The sequence below is a fragment of the Delftia sp. RIT313 genome (genome assembly GCF_000632165.1).
Lineage (GTDB): Bacteria > Pseudomonadota > Gammaproteobacteria > Burkholderiales > Burkholderiaceae_C > Comamonas > Comamonas acidovorans.
In genome coordinates this window covers 58,475-75,172 of record NZ_JFYT01000024.1, presented here as the reverse complement: position 1 = coordinate 75,172, position 16,698 = coordinate 58,475, and the positions used below count along the sequence as shown (strand labels likewise).

The window sequence follows — 16,698 nt, the reverse complement described above, 5'->3', positions numbered from 1 at the left end:
CAGCGGGCCATGCTTCAAGAAACGATGTACGCCGCCGTCCCCGTGGACAGCAAGCTGCCATCGGCCCCCAGGAATTCCATGCGCGTATTGGCCACGCGCGAACCCAGCCGCAGCACCTCGGCGCGCAGGATGAATTCGCTGCCTATGCCCGGGCGCAGGTAGTCCACGCGCAGGTCGATGGTGCCCAGGCGCGAGAAGCGGTGCAGGCGCTGCAGCGGCGCGTCGTCCATGTGCTTGGCGCCGATGGCGGCCATGACGGCCAGGCCGCCCATGGAGTCCAGGCCGGCGCTGATCACGCCGCCGTGGATGCGCTGGTAAGCGGCGTGGCCGATGAGCTCGGGCCGCATGGTGATGCGGCCTTCAACCCGCTCGGGCAGCACTTCGGTGATGCGCAGCCCCAGCACCTGGTTGAAGGCGATCTGGCGCTCGAACACTTCGCGCAGCCCGGCGATGAACTCGGGCTCGAACTGCACGGGCGCCTCAGAGGCCTTCGTGGATTTCAGCACTGGCTGAAATCCGGCTTGCGCTTCTCCATGAACGCGGTGAACGCCTCCTTGGCAGCAGGCCCGCCCATCAGCTTGCCGAAGCTCGCGCCCTCCTCGGCCATGCGCTCGCGCACCAGGCCGGACTGGCCGGCCTTCATGAGGCGCTTGGTCTCGATCAGGGCCGACAGCGGCTTGGCGGCCAGCTTCCTGGCCTGGGCCTGGGCCAGCGCATTGCATTCGCTGGGCGGCACGACGCGGTTGACCAGGCCCACCTCCAGTGCGGCTTCGGCCAGGAAGGGCTCGCCCAGCAGCAGGGCCTCGGCCGCGCGGTGGTAGCCGAGCATCTGGGGCAGCAGCAGGCTGGAGGCCGCTTCGGGGCACAGGCCCAGGTTCACGAAGGGCAGCGAGAAGGCCGCGTTGTCGCCCGCATAGACCAGGTCGCAGTGCAGCAGCAAGGTGGTGCCGATGCCCACGGCCGGGCCGCAGACGGCGGCGATCACGGGCTTGGGAAAGGCGGCGATGTTGTGCAGGAAGCGCCAGACGGGGCGCTGCTCGCCCTCCGGCCTGGCGGCGCCGCCGGCCGACTGCTTGAGGAAATCGGCAATGTCGTTGCCCGCGCTGAAGATGGCCATGTCGCCCTGGAAGACCACGCAGCGCACGGCGGCGTCTTCGCCGGCCTGGGCCAGCGCATCGGCCATGCTGGCGTACATGGCCTCGGTGATGGAGTTCTTCTTGTCTGCGCGGTTGAAGGTGATGGTGCAGACACCGGCTTCGGTGTGCACGAGGATGTCCTGGGTGGTTTCGCTCATGATGGTCTTGCCTTGCTTATTCCTTGAAATACACGATCTGGTGGCTGCTCGCCAGCATCACGCCAGCCTCGCTCCACAGCTGCGCGCTCTGGTCGAAGAAGCCGTTGCGAAATTCCTGGCCGCGCGCCTGGGCCAGCAGGTGGCCCGTGCCTGCGGCGGCCAGTTCCTCGCGCCCCGCATGGAAGTAGACGGTGATGGACACCGTGCCCGCCGGGGTGCGCTGTGCGCGGCGCAGCCACACGCGCGGGAAGAATACGTCAGCCAGGCCGGCCAGCGCGCAAAAATCCAGTGCGCGCGGCGGCTCGTCGCGCACCCACAGGCGCGTGAGGCTGTCGGTCTCGCGGCCATCCCAGGTCTGGGGAATGATGCCGTCGAGAAAGCGCATGTCGTAGCGGTTGAGCCACTCCACGCCGCCCAGAGGCGGCACGCGCGGCACGGTGGCGGGCGACGGCACCTCGGGCATGGACAGGTCGGTGCCGCCCCAGGTGCTGCGCCGCACGGCCGTGACGGCCGTGGCCGTGGTGACGACCTGGGCATCACCGTCCTGGTCAGGCTGGGTGATGGTCAGCAGCCAGTGCTGGGTGGAGCGGTTGGTGCGCACGGGGCGGGCCTCGATATCGAAGCGCCCCGCGCCCAGCGCGGCCGCGTAGTTGACGGTGATGGACAGCGGATCGCCCAGGCACAGCGGATGCTGCTGGATGGCCTGCACCAGCGCGGCGGCGGTGATGCCGCCGTACGGGCCCACCATGTTCCAGTAGTCCTGCGTGGTCTGGCCCTGGTAGTGGCCAACGGCGCCGGTGGGCGTGAGCGCCACGGCCTGGTCGAGAGGATGGATGTCTGTGCTCATGGCAAACGAGTGTGATGGCAAGCGGGGCCCGCGTCCGTCAAGCCGGCGACTCTGCGGGTGAGGGAAAGCGCGGGTGGGCCGCGGCGGCCGGCGCCTTGGTCCAGCCCGAGAACACGTCCACGGCCCGGCCCCAGAGCGCGTCGCGCATATCGGCGCGGAAGAAGCCGAAATGCCCTATGCGCCGCAACTGCAGCGCCTTGGGTTCGATGCGCTCGATGCGGCTGGGGGCATTGGCGTAGAGCGCGAACAGGTGCTCGGTGCCGCGCCAGGTCATGAGTTCGTCGTCGCTCATGGACAGCGCGCCATCACCGGAAAGCGCACGGCGGCGTAGCTGCGCGCGGCGGCCTCGCCCTCGGCACCCACGCTGTAGCGCGGATTCAGGCACCAGCGGCGCCACTGCAGCATGACGCCGGCCGGCAGGTCGCCCACCTTGCGCAGGCGCCGGCCCGGAAAGTAGCCGCACAGGCGCGTGGCCACGGGCACCAGCACATGCCAGAAATAGGGAACCATGCGCTTGAGGCGGGGCGCATTGTCGCGCCAGTAGCCGCTGCCGGCCGCAATGCTCAAAAGGCCGTCCACCAGCTGCGGGGAGCGCAGCAGGCCCGGCAGCTGGGCGCCCAGGCTGTGGCCGATCAGGAACAGCGGCTGGTCCGGCAACTGCGCCTTGGCATGGGCGATGACTGCCTCGTAATCGCGCGCCCAGTCGCACAGGTCGGCACGCACCTGGCGCAAAGAGCCTTGCAGGGAATCGCCATGGCCCCGGTAGTCAAAGCTGGTCACCCGATAGCCCTGGCCCGCAAGCCAGGTGGCAAAGGCCTCGTAGAAGGCCTGGCGCCCCCCCATGGCCCCGCCGATGACCACGCTGGCGCGCGGCGGGCCAGCGGGCGTGTAGACGCGCAGCGCCAGCGTGGCGCCGTCGCTGCTGAGTTGGTGTTGTTCCATGGCTGTCTCCTGGTCGGTGCCGCAATGTGCTGACACCAAGTCAAAAACCGGCGCGGCCCCACGCCAGAGACACCAAGGAAGGGCCTAGGCCGGCCGCGCCGCCCCGCACCGAGGGTGTCGTCCCCCTCCCTCGCGCAGCGAGTAGAGAGGGGGGAAGCGGCAAAGCCGCTCAGGGGGTGCTACATCCTCTCGAAGATGCCGGCGGCGCCCTGACCCATTCCGACGCACATGGTCACCATGCCGTAGCGCAATTGCTTGCGGCGCAGCGCATGCACCACGGTGGCCGAGCGGATGGCGCCCGTGGCGCCCAGCGGGTGGCCCAGGGCAATCGCGCCGCCCATGGGGTTGACCTTGGCGGGGTCCAGGCCCAGCGTGTTGACCACGGCCAGCGACTGGGCGGCAAAGGCTTCGTTGAGTTCGAACCAGTCGATGTCGTCCTGCTTGAGGCCCGCATAGCGCAGCGCTGCCGGGATGGCCTCGATGGGGCCGATGCCCATGATGGCCGGCGGCACGCCCTTGCTGGTATAGCTCACGAAGCGCGCCAGCGGCGTGAGGCCGAAGCGCTGCACGGCAGCGCCGCTGGCCAGGATCAGCGCGCCTGCGCCATCGCTGGTCTGCGAGCTGTTGCCGGCCGTCACCGAGCCGCGCGCCGCGAACACGGTGCGCAGCTTGCCCAGGCCTTCCAGGCTGGTGTCGGGGCGTGCTCCCTCGTCCAGCTCCACGGTGCGCGTGCGCACCACGGGCTCGCCCTTGGCCAGGTCCAGGCCCCGGTCGGTGACCTCGATGGGCGTGATCTCGTCCTTGAACTCGCCGGCCTGCTGCGCGGCCAGGGCACGGCGGTGCGACTCCAGCGCAAAGGCGTCCTGCGCATCGCGCGAGACCTTCCACTGCTGGGCCACCTTCTCGGCCGTCAGGCCCATGCCATAGGCAATGCCCACGTCGCCATCGCGCTCGAAGATGGACGGCGACAGCGAGGGCGCGTTGCCCATCATGGGCACCATGCTCATGCTCTCGACGCCGGCCGCGATCATCACGTCGGCCTCGCCCACGCGGATGCGGTCCGCCGCCATGGCCACGGCCGACAGGCCCGAGGCGCAGAAGCGGTTCACGGTGATGCCGCCCACGCTGGTGGGCAGGCCCGCCAGCACGGCGCTGATGCGCGCCACGTTCAGGCCCTGCTGGGCCTCGGGGATGGCGCAGCCGCAGATGATGTCCTCGATGGCAGCCGGGTCCAGCCCCGGCACCTGGGCCAGCGCGGCCTTCAGCGTGGTCGCCAGCAGGTCGTCGGGACGGTAGTTGCGGAAAAAGCCCTTGTGCGACTTGCCGATGGGCGTGCGCGTGGCGGCGACGATGTAGGCGTCTTGGATTTGTTTCATGGAGATTGCTCCTAGATCTCAGTTATTCGCGGCCCGCAACGCAGGCATGTCCCAAGTCAGGGACAGCGAGCAAGGGCCTAAGCTGGCCGCGCCGCCCCGCCGCGAGGCTGTCGTCCCCCTGGGGGAAGGCGCGAAGCGACTCAGGGGGGACATATCAATTCCGGACGGGCTTGCCGGTGTTCAGCATTCCGAGAATGCGTTCATGGGTCTTCGGATGGCCGATCAGGTGGCAGAACGCCTTGCGTTCGAGCTTCATCAGATAGGCCTCGTCCACCAGGGTGCCCGCATCCACGTCGCCGCCGCAGACCACGTTGGCGATCAGGCTGGCCACATGCTGGTCGAACTCGCTGATGAAGCCGCCGTCACGCATGTTGACCAGCGAGCCCTTGATGGTGGCCACGCCGCTGCGTCCCGCAACGGGGAAGCTGCGCGGCAGCGGCGCGCGCCAGCCGCCTGCGGCCATGGACTTGGCCTCGTTGATGGCGACGAAGAGCAGCTCGTCCTTGTGCGGCACGATGAGGTCGCTGTCCAGCAGGTAGCCCAGCTTGCGCGACTCGATGGCACTGGTGCCCACCTTGGCCATGGCCGCGGCCGTGAAGCCTTCGGTCAGGAAGGGCAGCAGGTCCTTGCCCGTGCTGGTGGCGGCGTTCTCTGCCGCGCGGCGCGCGATGTAGGTCAGGCCGCCCGCGCCGGGCACCAGGCCCACGCCGACTTCCACCAGGCCGATGTAGCTCTCCATGTGCGCCACGCGGCGCGCGCTGTAGACGGCCAGCTCGCAGCCGCCGCCCAGCGCCATGCCATGGATGGCCGCAACCACGGGCACCTGGGCGTAGCGGATGCGCAGCATCAGGTTTTGCAGCTCCTGCTCCACGCTTTCGATGGCGTCGGCGCCACCGATCACGAAGGCCGGCATGGTGGCTTCCAGGTCGGCGCCCACGCTGAACGGCGCATCGCCCGACCAGATGACCATGCCCTGGAAGTCGGTCTCGGCCACGTCCACGGCTTCCATCAGCGCTTCCATGACTTCGGGGCTGATGGCGTGCATCTTGTTCTTGATGCTGGCGATCAGGATCTGGCCGTCCAGCGTCCAGGTGCGCAGCGCCTTGGATTCGGCGATCGTGGTGCCGGCCGTCTTCCAGTCGGGCAGGCTGTCTTCGCCCAGCAGCTTCTCGGGGAAGATCTGGCGCTCGTAGACGGGCAGCACGCGGCGGGGCACGAACTGGCCCTTGGCAGGGCTCCACGAGCCCTGCGCCGTGTGCACGCCACCAGCCTCGGCCACCGGGCCTTCGAAGACCCACTTGGGCAGGGGCGCCTTGCTCAATGCCTTGTCGGCATCGATGTCCTCCTGGACCATCTTCGCCACTTCCAGCCAGCCCGCTTCCTGCCACAGCTCGAACGGGCCCTGCTTCATGCCGAAGCCCCAGCGCATGGCCTGGTCCACGTCGCGGGCGGACTCGGCAATGCTCTCCAGGTGGATGGCCGCGTAGTGGAAGCTGTTGCGCAGGATGGCCCACAGGAAGCGGCCCTGCGCGCCCTCGGCATTGCGCAGCAGTTTCAGGCGCTCGGCTGCGGGCTTCTTGAGCATGCGGCCATAGACCTCGTCGGCCTTGCCGCCGGCGGGCACGTAGTCCTCGCTGTCCAGCTCGAACTGCAGGATGTCGCGGCCGACCTTCTTGTAGAATCCCTTCTTCGCCTTCTGACCCAGGTTGCCCAGCTCGATCAGCTTGGCCAGCACGGGCGGCGTGCCGAAGCTGCCGTAGAAGGGATCGGTCTCGGCGCTGAGGTTGTCCTGCAGCGTCTTGATCACATGGGCCATGGTGTCCAGGCCCACCACGTCGGCCGTTCGGAAGGTGCCGCTGGATGCGCGGCCCAGCTTCTTGCCGGTGAGGTCATCGACCACGTCGAAGGTCAGGCCGAAGTTCTCGACCTCCTTCATCGTGGCCAGCATGCCGGCGATGCCGATGCGGTTGGCGATGAAGTTGGGCGTGTCCTTGGCGCGCACCACGCCCTTGCCCAGGCCGCTGGTGACGAAGGCTTCGAGCTGGTCCAGCACCACGGGCTGCGTGGTCGGCGTGGCGATCAGCTCCACCAGCGGCATGTAGCGCGGCGGGTTGAAGAAGTGGATGCCGCAAAAGCGCGGCTTGATCGCGTCGGGCAGCGCCTCGGACAGCTTGGTGATGGACAGGCCCGAGGTGTTGGACGCCACGATGGCGTGCTTGGCCACATGGGGCGCGATCTTGGTGTACAGATCGAGCTTCCAGTCCATGCGCTCGGCAATGGCCTCGATGATCAGGTCGCAGCCCTTGAGCAGCTTGAGGTGCTCCTCGTAGTTGGCGGGCTGGATCAGGTCCGCGTCCTCGGCCACGCCGATGGGCGAAGGCTTGAGCTTCTTGAGGTTGGCGATGGCGCGCTCGGCGATGCCGCTTTTCGGGCCTTCCTTGGCAGGCAGGTCGAACAGCACCACGGGCACCTTGACATTGACCAGATGGGCGGCGATCTGCGCTCCCATCACGCCAGCGCCGAGCACGGCGACTTTCTTCACATTGAATCGGGACATGGATGTTCCACAAGTGGGAGGAAGGAGGCCGCTGCGGCCGCCCTCCGGAATGGTTACTGCACGCGCACCCAGGTCTGGGTGCGGCCGAAGGGGCCGATGGAGCCGCGCACCTCGAGCTTGGCGCCGCCTTCGATGGGCGTCAGGCGCAGCGTGTAGGTCTTGCCGTTTTCGGGGTCGAGGATCTTGCCGCCTTCCCAGACGTCCTTGCCCTCGGCCTTCTTGGCGCCGCGGATGATCTCCAGCCCCTTGAGCGGCTGACCCTTGCGGTCGTCAGAACACTCGGTGCAGGTGGCGGCCGGATCGGCGCCCTTGCGCAGGATCTGCTCGATGCGGCCCGTGACCACGCCGTCGTTCTCGGCCACGCGGATCTCGGACTTGGCCTCGCCGCTCTTGTCGTCCACGCTCTTCCACAGGCCCACGGGCGTCATCTGCGCCTGCGCTGCGGCAGCCGTGAGGCCCAGGACCATTGCTGCCAGTGCTTGATATGCCTTCATTTCAAACCCCCTTCGCCTAGAAAGGCGCGCAGGCCACGCTGATGCGCACAGCCCGCGCTCCCATGTTGGAGTGAAGCCGTTCAGGCCAGCGCTGCGTCCGTGTCCATCAGCGACTTGCTGCCTGCGCGGGCCGTGCGCATGAGCGTGGCGGTCTCGGGCAGCAGCTTGGCGAAGTAGAAACGCGCGGTCTGCAGCTTGGCCTGGTAGAACGGGTCGGTGTTGCCCTTGGCGATTTCGCGCAGCGCCACCTGGGCCATGCGGGCGAAGAAGTAGCCGAACACCAGGTGGCCCGCCACACGCAGGTAGTCCACGGAAGCGGCACCCACCTCGTCGGGGTTTTGCATGCCCTTGAAGCCGATCTCGGTGGTGAACTTGGTCATCTGGTCGCCCAGGTAGGCGATGGGATTGATGAACTCGGCCATCTTCTCGTTGACGCCCTCTTCCTCCACCAGTTGCGCCACCAGCTTGCCGAACTTCTTGAGCGAGGCGCCCTGGTTGCCCAGCACCTTGCGGCCCAGCAGGTCCAGCGCCTGGATGCCGTTCGTGCCTTCATAGATCATGTTGATGCGCGCATCGCGCACGAACTGCTCCATGCCCCATTCGGTGATGAAGCCATGGCCGCCATAGACCTGCTGGCTCATGGTGGTGGCCGTCCAGCCGTTGTCGGTGATGAAAGCCTTGACGATGGGCGTCAGCAGCGCCACCAGCTCGGCGCTGTCCTTGCGCACCTTTTCGTCGGGGTGGTTGAACTCCTTGTCGATCAGGAAGGCGCAGTAGGTCACCAGCGCGCGACCGCCTTCGGCATAGGCCTTGGCCGTCAGCAGCATGCGGCGCACGTCGGGGTGGACGATGATGGGATCAGCCGGCTTGTCCTTGGCCTTGGTGCCCGACAGGCTGCGCATCTGCAGGCGGTCCTTGGCATAGGCCAGGGCGTTCTGGTAGGCCACCTCGGTCAGGCCCAGCGACTGGTTGCCCACGCCCAGGCGGGCGGCATTCATCATCACGAACATGGCCTGCAGGCCCTTGTTCGGCTGGCCCACCAGGGTGCCGATGGCGCCGTCGATATTGATCTGTGCCGTGGCATTGCCGTGGATGCCCATCTTGTGCTCCAGCGCGCCGCAGAAGATGGGGTTGCGCTCGCCCAGCGAACCATCGGCCTTGACCACGAACTTGGGCACCACGAACAGGCTGATGCCCTTGGAGCCGACCGGCGCATCGGGCAGTCGGGCCAGCACCAGGTGGACGATGTTGTCGGTGAAATCGTGCTCGCCCGCGCTGATGAAGATCTTGTTGCCGGTGATCTTGTAGGTGCCCTCGGGCGCGCCGGCCACGGGCTCGGCCTTGGTGCGCAGCAGGCCCAGGTCGGTGCCGCAATGGGGCTCGGTCAGGCACATGGTGCCGGTCCACTCGCCGCTGGTCAGCTTGGGCAGGTACAGCTTCTTTTGCTCTTCCGTGCCGTGCACATGCAGGGCTTCATAGGCGCCGTGCGACAGGCCCGGGTACATGGTCCAGGCCTGGTTGGCGCTGTTGAGCATCTCGTACACCGCCGAGTTCACCGCAAAGGGCAGGCCCTGGCCGCCGTAGGCCGTATCGCAGGACAGCGAAGGCCAGCCGCCTTCCACATACTTCTGGTAGGCCTCCTTGAAGCCCTTGGGCGTGGTGACCTCATGGGTTTCCTTGTTCAGCACGCAGCCCTCTGCATCGCCGCTGATGTTCAGCGGAAACGTCACATTGGCCGCGAACTTGCCCGCCTCTTCGAGCACGGCATTGATGGTGTCGGCATCGACCTCGGCATGCGCCGTCATCTGCTGGTAGTCGTCCGTGACCTTAAACACCTCGTGCATGAGGAATTGCATGTCGCGCAGGGGCGGGTTGTAGCTGGGCATTTGTCTTCTCCTGTGATGGCGGGGTTTGCGGTGGATGCGGTGAAAACGGTGGAAGCAAAAAAATCAGGCCGGGCTGGCGTAGCGCGCCAGAATGCTCTCGAAGCCGTCGATGGCGCGCTGCATGGAGCCTTCGTTGCGCAGAAAGCGCGCCTCGTAATGCAGGGCCAGGATCAGGCCGTGGATCTCGAACAGCAGCTGGTTCTCGTCCAGGTCGGCACGCAGGTCGCCGCTTTCGCGGCACTGCACGATGGTGCGGCGCATGGCTGCGTGCCAGGTCTGGACCGAGGCCGTCAGCGCATCGCGCACCGGCCCCGTGCGGTCGTCGAACTCCACGGCGCCGCTGATATAGATGCAGCCCGAGTCCAGCTCGATCGACGTGCGCTTCATCCAGTTGTCGAACAGCGCCCGCAGACGCGCCACGCCGCGCGGCGCCTCCAGCGCGGGAAAGAACACTTCCTGCTCGAAACGGTCGTGGTACTCATGCACCACGGAAATCTGCAGCTCCTCACGCGAGCCAAAATGCGCGAACACGCCGGACTTGCTCATGCCCGTCAGCTCGGCCAGAGCGCCGATGGACAGGCCCTCAAGCCCGATGTGCGTGGCCAGGTTGAGGGCAGCCTCCACAATGGTGGCCTTGGTCTGCTGCCCCTTGTGCAGCGCGCGGCGCGGCGCGGGCGCAGCGGCTTCGTGCGCGGAAGAGCCCGCCTTGGGATCGGCCGTGGCGTCAGCGGTCAAACGGGTGGTGCGGCGTGGGGCGGAAACGCTGGACATGCGAAATTCTTGTTAAAACGAACGTTCGTGCTATTTTGCATGGAAAGCTTGTCGCGGCGAAGACATGCGGGGGAAAACACCTAGCAACCCGATGCGGACGCCCATCCACCGTGCGCCCATGAAAAAGCCACCTGCACAAGCGGGTGGCTTTGCTGCAAAGCGGACCCTGGGGTCCGCTGGGCCATGTTCAGACCATCAAGGCCAGGCTGGCTTCCAGATGCTCGGTCGGCAGGCGGCGGAAACCCGAGCGCGCGTAGCGCTGCAGGCGGCCCAGCGCGAACGATGTCAGCACGCTGGCGGCCACCTGTGCATCGACCGTCGGGGCGGAAGAACCCAGCGCACCGGCGGCCGGGCGCAGGCACTGGCGCAGCGTGGATTCGATGCGGTCGAAGAACTGGTTCATGCGGGCCTGCAGGCGCTCGTGCTCGAAGACGATGGCATCGCCCACCATGACGCGCACCATGCCGGGGTTGCGCTCGCCAAACTGCAGCACGAGGGAGATCACGCGGCTGGCCTGGCGCATGCCATCCACTGCGGGCCGCTCTTCCTCCGGCACATCCCGCCCGACGATCTGCTGCACCAGCGTGAAGACGGATTGCTCGATGAACTCGATCAGTCCTTCGAACATCTGGGCCTTGCTGGCGAAGTGGCGGTACAGGGCTGCCTCGCTGACGCCCAGATGGGCTGCCAGCGCTGCCGTGGTGATGCGTTCTGCGCCCGGCTTCTCCAGCATGGCCGCAAGCGCCTGCAGGATCTGCTCGCGCCGCTCCCCGGGTTTGGGGCGTTTGCGCGCAGGCGTAGGGGCGGAAGCGGAGGCGGCTTCGTCGGAAACGACATCAGCGCCAGGAGCGGATAAAGGCGACAGAACTTCAGACTCGGACATAAGCAGATCAACTATTTGTAAGTAATTCTCTCACAGCCCTCGGCGGCAACTCCGCACAAAGCTGTCCCCATGAGCGCAACCGTCAGGATCGCTTGCCTGTTGCTTGCGCTGCTATTGTTTCCGAGAGCATGGCCGGCATTTGCAATGGAAGCTCCAAGCGTACCAGCAGGCCCTTGCCCTGCGCTGCGGCGCCAAAGGCCAGAGTGCCCTGGTGCAGCAGGGCGATTTCTTCGGCAATGGCCAACCCCAGCCCGGTGCCGTCACCGGCCGCGCCCTGCGCGCGGTAAAAGCGCTGCGTGATCTGCGAGCGCTCGGCCTCGGGCACGCCGGGGCCGTCGTCCTCGATCTCCAGGAAGGCCCAGCCTTGCGGCTCATCCGCAGACTGTGCCGCGCCATGGTACATGCCGCAGCGCAGCGTGACGCTGCCGCCGGGCGGCGTGTACTTAATGGCGTTGTCCACGAGGTTGGACACCAGTTCGCGCAGCAGCCAGCTGTGGCCCCAGACACTGGCGGCCGCCACGTCAAGGCCGAAGTCCAGCCCCTTGGCGCTGGCCTGGTCGAAGAACATTTCCAGCATGCTTTCGCACAGGTCCTTGAGGTCCACCTTCTGCAGCGGCTGGACTTCGGCATTGCGGGCGTCGGCACGTGACAGCGCCAGCAGCTGGCGTGCCAGCTGCGAGGTGCGCCGCGTGGCGTCGCGCAACTGCTCGATCTGCGTCACGCTGAGCACCACCTGGGCCTCGGTGCCCTTGCGCCGCGCCTCGGCCTGGGCAGCCTGCGCGCTCAGCGCCCAGGCCTCGACCTGGGCCTGCAAGGCCGCCAGCGGCGTGCGCAATTGATGGGCCGCATCGGCCACAAAGCGCCGCTGGCCTTCGGCCTGTGCGTTGACCAGTGCAAACAGGCGATTGAGCGAGCGCACCAGCGGACGGACCTCGGCCGGCGAGCTGTGCTCCGAGATGGGACTGAGGTCGCGCGGCGAGCGCCGCTCCACAGCCTGGGTCAGGGTCAGAAGCGGCCGGAAAGCCCGGCTGACCGACCAGTAAATGGCGATGCCGGCACCCGCGATCAGCAGCACGCTGGGCAGCAGCACATGCAGCAGCAGCTGGCGCACCCATTGCTGGCGCACATCGCCGCCATCGGCCAGCACCAGCACCATTTCACCGGCGCCATAGGTTTCGGCGCGCATGACGGCCACGCGGTAGGTCAGGCCGTCATGCTCTTGGCTGTGGAACTCGGCCAGCGGCGTGGAAGGCACGTCGAAGCGGATCCAGGTGTCGCCAGCAACGACATGGCCCTGCAGGTCACCTATGGCATATCCGACGTCGTCGCCGCGCTGGCGCAAGACGTCCTCGATGGCGGGCGTCAGCGCCACCAGGGGCGGCGTTCCCTCGGCGATCGACGGCGCCAGCACCGAATCGGCCAGCGCAGGCAGCAGGCGCAAAAGGCGCTGGTCATGCTGGGTGGAGGCTTCGTCTGCCGAGCGATAGCCGAACCAGCCGCCCATCAGTGCCAGCAGCGTCAGCGGCACCACCAGCAGCACCAGCAGGCGAAGGCGCAGATTGGCCGTCATGGGCGGTCAGCGCCTGGGACCATGCGCCATGTCCGCATCAGGCGGCGGTATGCGAGAGTTCCAGCCGATAGCCGAAGCCACGGATGGAACGAAGTGCCACGCCATGCGGCTCCAGCTTGCTGCGCAGGCGAGAGACATAGACCTCGACGGCATTGGGCGTGATCTCGCGGTCCCAGCCCGTGAGCGCCTGCAGCAGCTTGTCCTTGCTGGCGGGCTTGGGCGCGTGGATCAGCAGGTACTCCAGCACGGTCCATTCGCGCGGGCCCAGGTCGATGGGCAGCAGCTTTCCCTCGCTCTCATCGTCTTGCGCAGGCTGGCGCGCGCCGGCGCGGCGGCCTGCCGTGTCCAGCTCGATGGGACCGAAGCTCAGGACGGCCGATGTGGCTGCCTGCGAGCGGCGCAGCAGCGCACGCAGCCGGGCCAGCAGTTCGGGAAGCTCGAAGGGCTTGACCATGTAGTCGTCGGCGCCCTGGTCCAGGCCCTGCACGCGGTCCTGCAGCGCATCGCGCGCCGTCAGGATCAGCACGGGCATGGCCGAGCTCTCGACGGCGCTGCTGCGCAGGCGGCGTGTGAGCTCCAGCCCGTCGATGCCCGGCAGGCCGATGTCGATCACGGCCAGGTCGAAGGCTTCCTGGGCCAGCACCTCCAGGGCGCGCTCGGCACTGCCGACCCAGTCCACGGCATACCCCGCATCGGACAGCCCCAGCTTGATGCCGCTGGCCACCATCACATCGTCTTCCACAAGAAGCAAACGCATATCAAACCTAAAAAACAAAAGCCGCCCAAAGGCGGCTTGCAGCAAACCGGCCCAGGCCGTCAGACCACGCCCGGGCCATGCGCGATGGTAACGCGAACCGCAAAGTCCGCGCCATCGGGCCTCAATGGCTGCGGATCATGGTGCCGTAGGCCTGGTCGGTCAGGATTTCCAGCAGCATGGCATGCGGCACGCGGCCATCGATGATGTGCACGGCGTTGACGCCGGCCTTGGCGGCATCCAGGGCGCCGCTGATCTTGGGCAGCATGCCGCCCGAGATGGTGCCGTCGGCGAACAGGGCGTCGATCTCGCGCGCCGTGAGGTCGGTCAGCAGGCTGCCGGCCTTGTCCAGCACGCCAGGGGTGTTGGTCAGCAGCACGAGCTTTTCGGCCTGCAGCACGGTGGCCAGCTTGCTGGCGACCACGTCGGCATTGATGTTGTAGCTCTCGTTTTCCTCGCCAAAGCCGATGGGGCTGATCACGGGGATGAAGGCGTCATCCTGCAGCGCGCGCACCACGCTGGGGTCGATAGAGACGATATCGCCCACCTGGCCCACGTCGTACTCGATGTTCGGATCCTTGTTGTCGACCATCTTGAGCTTGCGTGCGCGGATCAGGCCACCATCGCGCCCTGTCAGGCCCACGGCCTTGCCACCGGCCTGGTGGATCAGGCCTACGATGTCCTGCTGCACCTCGCCGGCCAGCACCCATTCCACGACTTCCATGGTTTCCGCATCGGTCACGCGCATGCCCTGGATGAACTCGCCCTTCTTGCCCAGGCGGTTCAGGGCCGTCTCGATTTGCGGCCCGCCGCCATGCACCACCACCGGATTCATGCCCACCAACTTCAGCAGCACCACGTCTTCCGCGAAGTCGGCCTGCAGGGCCGGATCGGTCATGGCGTTGCCGCCATACTTGATGACCATGGTCTTGCCATGGAACTTGCGGATGTAGGGCAGGGCCTGGGCGAGGATTTCGGCCTTGTCGCGGGGGGCAATCGAGAGGATATCGTTCATGGTGCTAGCCCTGGGGCGTGGAAGTAGTCAACAACAAGGCGGGCATTGTGCCGCAACTGCGCGGCAGTGTTGCATGCCCTGATGACGGAACGCCCACTGGCGCCCGGCCATCATCCATTGTTCTGCATCCAGCCCGGCAGCTTGAAGCGCACGATGGCCAGATAGGCGATCACATAGCTGACCACGAACAGCAGGCAAAAACCCACCAGAACGGGCGTGTTGCTCCAGAACAGCAATGCCGGCACCACGGTCAGCAGCGTGAACGCCCACAGGTAGGGCGAAGTCCGGTTATTGCGGCGCAGCATGCGCCGTGCCAGATCGTCGTCGAACACGCCGCGCACGATGCGCCGGTAGATCAGCTGGTGGAAATGCAGGGCATCCGCCATGCCCGGCGACATGCCGCGCATCAGCTTGCGATAAATGGAAAACACCGTCTCCCAGACCGGATAGATCAGCAGCAGCATGGGAAACCATGGCGAGACTGCGGAATTGCGCTGCACCAGGGCAATGCTGGCCAGGGCAATCGCCAGCCCCCAGACATAGGCCCCGCCATCACCTGCAAACATCATGCCGCGCGGGTAGTTCCAGACCAGGAAGCCGCAGGTGGCGGCGGCCAGCGTCACCAGCATGGCGGCCAGGGTCCGGTCTCCCACCTGCAGTGCCACGTGGGCCAGCGCCAGGCAGATGATGGTGGCCACCATCCCGGCCAGCCCGTTGTAGCCGTCAATGATGTTGAAGGCATGGGGCAGGCCCGTCAGGGCCAGCACGGCCAGGCCCATGCCCAGCCAGGGCATGGCCGGACCCAGTGCCTGTTCCAGCCAGGGCCAGCCGAGCCGGGGCACAGTGAGGCCGCACAGCAAAACCGCCAGCACGGCGCTCAGCAGGGTCAGCACCAGCCGGTAACGCACGCTCAGGCGCTGCGATACATCCTCGATGATCCCCCCGACCACGGCCGGCAGCATGGCGGCCAGGCACACGACAACCCACAACTGCATGCGCAGCGAGGAAGGATCTCCACGCATGCTCAGCCAGGTGCCCACCCCCCAGGAGACAGCCAGTCCGAGGTACATGGGCACGCCGCCCAGCCGTGGCACCTCGCCCACATGGAAACGCTGCGGCTTGTCGTAACCGTAGGAACTCTTCGCGTACCGCCCGGCCCAGCGCACCAGCAGTGCACAGCCGGTGCAAGACACCATGAAGGCCAATACCGCCATCCAGATCACGATGACTCCCCGTGCAGACTGCGCAGCGAGGGCGCTGCCTGCGGCAGGGCTCGGGCCTTGCGGTAGGCCGGACGGCTCCACAGCCGCAGCAGGCTGGCCACGTGCCATGCGCCATGGCGCAGGCTGCGCCGGCTCGCCCTCTGACCCGCATGGACGACAGGCAACTCACCGCGCCGAAGCTCTCCGCCCAGCACCCGCAGGCGAAGGCACAGATCCACATCCTCACAATACATATAGAAACCTTCGTCAAACCCACGCAGCCGCATCCAGCTATCCCGGCCCAGCACCAGGCAGGCTGCATTGACCCATTCCACACGCTGCTCCACACGCCCGTGCAGCTTGCGTCGCAGCAAATTCCAGAAAGATGGCAGCTCCCGCTCGAAATCCTGCAGCGTGCCGTCTTCGCCGATCTGCGGGGGATAGGCCAGGGCCAACCCCGGCCGGGCCGCCAGCGCCAGAAGCTCTTGCAGCGGCTCTTCCTGCGCTCCCCAGTACACGTCAGGATTGATCACGCAGACAAACGCCTCCCGGGCATTCGCCAGCGCCCGGTTGTGGTTGCAGCCAAAACCCAGGGGTTGCGCATTGCGCCGGATCTCAAGGACAAAAGGCCAGCCGGTCGCTGGAGCCAGGGGCTCCGGTTCGGGAATATTGAGCGTCAGCACCACGCGGGACATCGGCGCCAGGCGCGCCGACCCCAGGCATTCAAGCAGCCTCTGTATATGAGCGCCATGTCCGTGGCTCACCACCGACACGACCAACGATGAACCCATCAATGCCGCCCTTCAGATCTTCAAATTCCAACCCGCTTACCTGCGCCGAAAAAACGGCGGCTCCGAGTATTCAGCGGAAGGCGCCCGGAAGGCGTCAGCGGGTATGCCGTGATGCAAGGAAATGCAACAGCCGCACAAAATGTCATTAACCCGCCATGCCATGCAATCACTGCGGTGGCCGGGATTATGATGCGCGACAATCTGCCGCCCGGACTTCCGGGATTTTTTGCGCCTGGCGTGGGCGTGCTCCGCCGCTCTCTGCGGACCGGCCACGGTCGACTGGCGCAGATGAATATGACGGGCGATCGATCCCTGC

The 16,698-nt window shown here is 66.7% G+C and carries 14 protein-coding genes and 1 pseudogene; all 15 read right to left on the bottom strand.

Going from position 1 to position 16,698, the window contains the following annotated elements; all coding sequences use genetic code 11:
- Positions 1–14: 14 nt before the first annotated feature.
- Positions 15–506, bottom strand: a complete 492-nt coding sequence (locus BW39_RS03785) for a thioesterase family protein (RefSeq protein ID WP_043819902.1) — start codon at positions 504–506, stop codon at positions 15–17.
- Entirely contained in the window at positions 500–1,294 is a 795-nt protein-coding gene (locus tag BW39_RS03780) for an enoyl-CoA hydratase (protein ID WP_013804194.1), read from the bottom strand. The genes BW39_RS03785 and BW39_RS03780 overlap by 7 nt, the downstream gene beginning before the upstream one ends.
- Positions 1,295–1,310: 16 nt before the next feature.
- Entirely contained in the window at positions 1,311–2,141 is an 831-nt protein-coding gene (locus BW39_RS03775; protein WP_013804195.1) for an acyl-CoA thioesterase, read from the bottom strand.
- 37 nt (positions 2,142–2,178) lie between these two features.
- Positions 2,179–3,083: pseudogene (locus BW39_RS03770) on the bottom strand (alpha/beta hydrolase family protein).
- 179 nt (positions 3,084–3,262) lie between these two features.
- Positions 3,263–4,459 carry an acetyl-CoA C-acyltransferase gene (locus tag BW39_RS03765; protein ID WP_043819900.1) on the bottom strand — a complete coding sequence of 399 codons (1,197 nt, stop codon included), beginning with the start codon at positions 4,457–4,459 and terminating at the stop codon, positions 3,263–3,265.
- Positions 4,460–4,613: 154 nt separating this feature from the next.
- A complete protein-coding gene (locus tag BW39_RS03760; RefSeq protein WP_043819898.1) occupies positions 4,614–7,016 on the bottom strand; it encodes a 3-hydroxyacyl-CoA dehydrogenase/enoyl-CoA hydratase family protein in 2,403 nt (800 codons plus the stop codon).
- Positions 7,017–7,069: 53 nt separating this feature from the next.
- Complete coding sequence (locus tag BW39_RS03755; protein WP_012203268.1) at positions 7,070–7,510, bottom strand: DUF2147 domain-containing protein; 441 nt, start codon at positions 7,508–7,510, stop codon at positions 7,070–7,072.
- An 80-nt stretch (positions 7,511–7,590) separates the two neighbouring features.
- On the bottom strand, positions 7,591–9,396 hold the full coding sequence (locus BW39_RS03750; RefSeq protein ID WP_012203267.1) for an acyl-CoA dehydrogenase C-terminal domain-containing protein: 1,806 nt from the start codon (positions 9,394–9,396) through the stop codon (positions 7,591–7,593).
- 63 nt (positions 9,397–9,459) lie between these two features.
- Positions 9,460–10,167, bottom strand: coding sequence for a TetR/AcrR family transcriptional regulator (locus BW39_RS03745; protein ID WP_043819896.1), 708 nt, complete (start codon positions 10,165–10,167; stop codon positions 9,460–9,462).
- A gap of 187 nt (positions 10,168–10,354) precedes the next feature.
- Positions 10,355–11,050 (bottom strand): nucleoid occlusion factor SlmA, encoded by a 696-nt coding sequence (slmA, locus tag BW39_RS03740; protein ID WP_012203254.1) that lies wholly within the window; start codon positions 11,048–11,050, stop codon positions 10,355–10,357.
- An 82-nt stretch (positions 11,051–11,132) separates the two neighbouring features.
- On the bottom strand, positions 11,133–12,620 hold the full coding sequence (locus BW39_RS03735; RefSeq protein WP_034390299.1) for a sensor histidine kinase: 1,488 nt from the start codon (positions 12,618–12,620) through the stop codon (positions 11,133–11,135).
- 37 nt (positions 12,621–12,657) lie between these two features.
- On the bottom strand, positions 12,658–13,377 hold the full coding sequence (locus BW39_RS03730) for a response regulator transcription factor (RefSeq protein ID WP_012203252.1): 720 nt from the start codon (positions 13,375–13,377) through the stop codon (positions 12,658–12,660).
- 121 nt (positions 13,378–13,498) lie between these two features.
- Positions 13,499–14,389, bottom strand: a complete 891-nt coding sequence (gene argB, locus BW39_RS03725) for an acetylglutamate kinase (RefSeq protein WP_012203251.1) — start codon at positions 14,387–14,389, stop codon at positions 13,499–13,501.
- 110 nt (positions 14,390–14,499) lie between these two features.
- Entirely contained in the window at positions 14,500–15,603 is a 1,104-nt protein-coding gene (locus BW39_RS03720; protein ID WP_081816121.1) for a glycosyltransferase family 4 protein, read from the bottom strand.
- A gap of 5 nt (positions 15,604–15,608) precedes the next feature.
- The gene (locus tag BW39_RS03715; protein WP_043819891.1) at positions 15,609–16,382 is read right to left on the bottom strand and encodes a glycosyltransferase family 2 protein; all 774 of its coding nucleotides are present in this window, start codon (positions 16,380–16,382) and stop codon (positions 15,609–15,611) included.
- Positions 16,383–16,698 lie beyond the last annotated feature (316 nt).

Bases quoted from the DNA above. Each gene is read 5' to 3' on its own strand.
- BW39_RS03780 (WP_013804194.1), bottom strand. From the start codon at position 1,294: ATGAGCGAAACCACCCAGGACATCCTCGTGCACACCGAAGCCGGTGTC.
- BW39_RS03775 (WP_013804195.1), bottom strand. From the start codon at position 2,141: ATGAGCACAGACATCCATCCTCTCGACCAGGCCGTGGCGCTCACGCCC.
- BW39_RS03765 (WP_043819900.1), bottom strand. From the start codon at position 4,459: ATGAAACAAATCCAAGACGCCTACATCGTCGCCGCCACGCGCACGCCC.
- BW39_RS03760 (WP_043819898.1), bottom strand. From the start codon at position 7,016: ATGTCCCGATTCAATGTGAAGAAAGTCGCCGTGCTCGGCGCTGGCGTG.
- BW39_RS03755 (WP_012203268.1), bottom strand. From the start codon at position 7,510: ATGAAGGCATATCAAGCACTGGCAGCAATGGTCCTGGGCCTCACGGCT.
- BW39_RS03750 (WP_012203267.1), bottom strand. From the start codon at position 9,396: ATGCCCAGCTACAACCCGCCCCTGCGCGACATGCAATTCCTCATGCAC.
- BW39_RS03745 (WP_043819896.1), bottom strand. From the start codon at position 10,167: ATGTCCAGCGTTTCCGCCCCACGCCGCACCACCCGTTTGACCGCTGAC.
- slmA (WP_012203254.1), bottom strand. From the start codon at position 11,050: ATGTCCGAGTCTGAAGTTCTGTCGCCTTTATCCGCTCCTGGCGCTGAT.
- BW39_RS03735 (WP_034390299.1), bottom strand. From the start codon at position 12,620: ATGACGGCCAATCTGCGCCTTCGCCTGCTGGTGCTGCTGGTGGTGCCG.
- BW39_RS03730 (WP_012203252.1), bottom strand. From the start codon at position 13,377: ATGCGTTTGCTTCTTGTGGAAGACGATGTGATGGTGGCCAGCGGCATC.
- argB (WP_012203251.1), bottom strand. From the start codon at position 14,389: ATGAACGATATCCTCTCGATTGCCCCCCGCGACAAGGCCGAAATCCTC.
- BW39_RS03720 (WP_081816121.1), bottom strand. From the start codon at position 15,603: ATGGCGGTATTGGCCTTCATGGTGTCTTGCACCGGCTGTGCACTGCTG.
- BW39_RS03715 (WP_043819891.1), bottom strand. From the start codon at position 16,382: ATGGGTTCATCGTTGGTCGTGTCGGTGGTGAGCCACGGACATGGCGCT.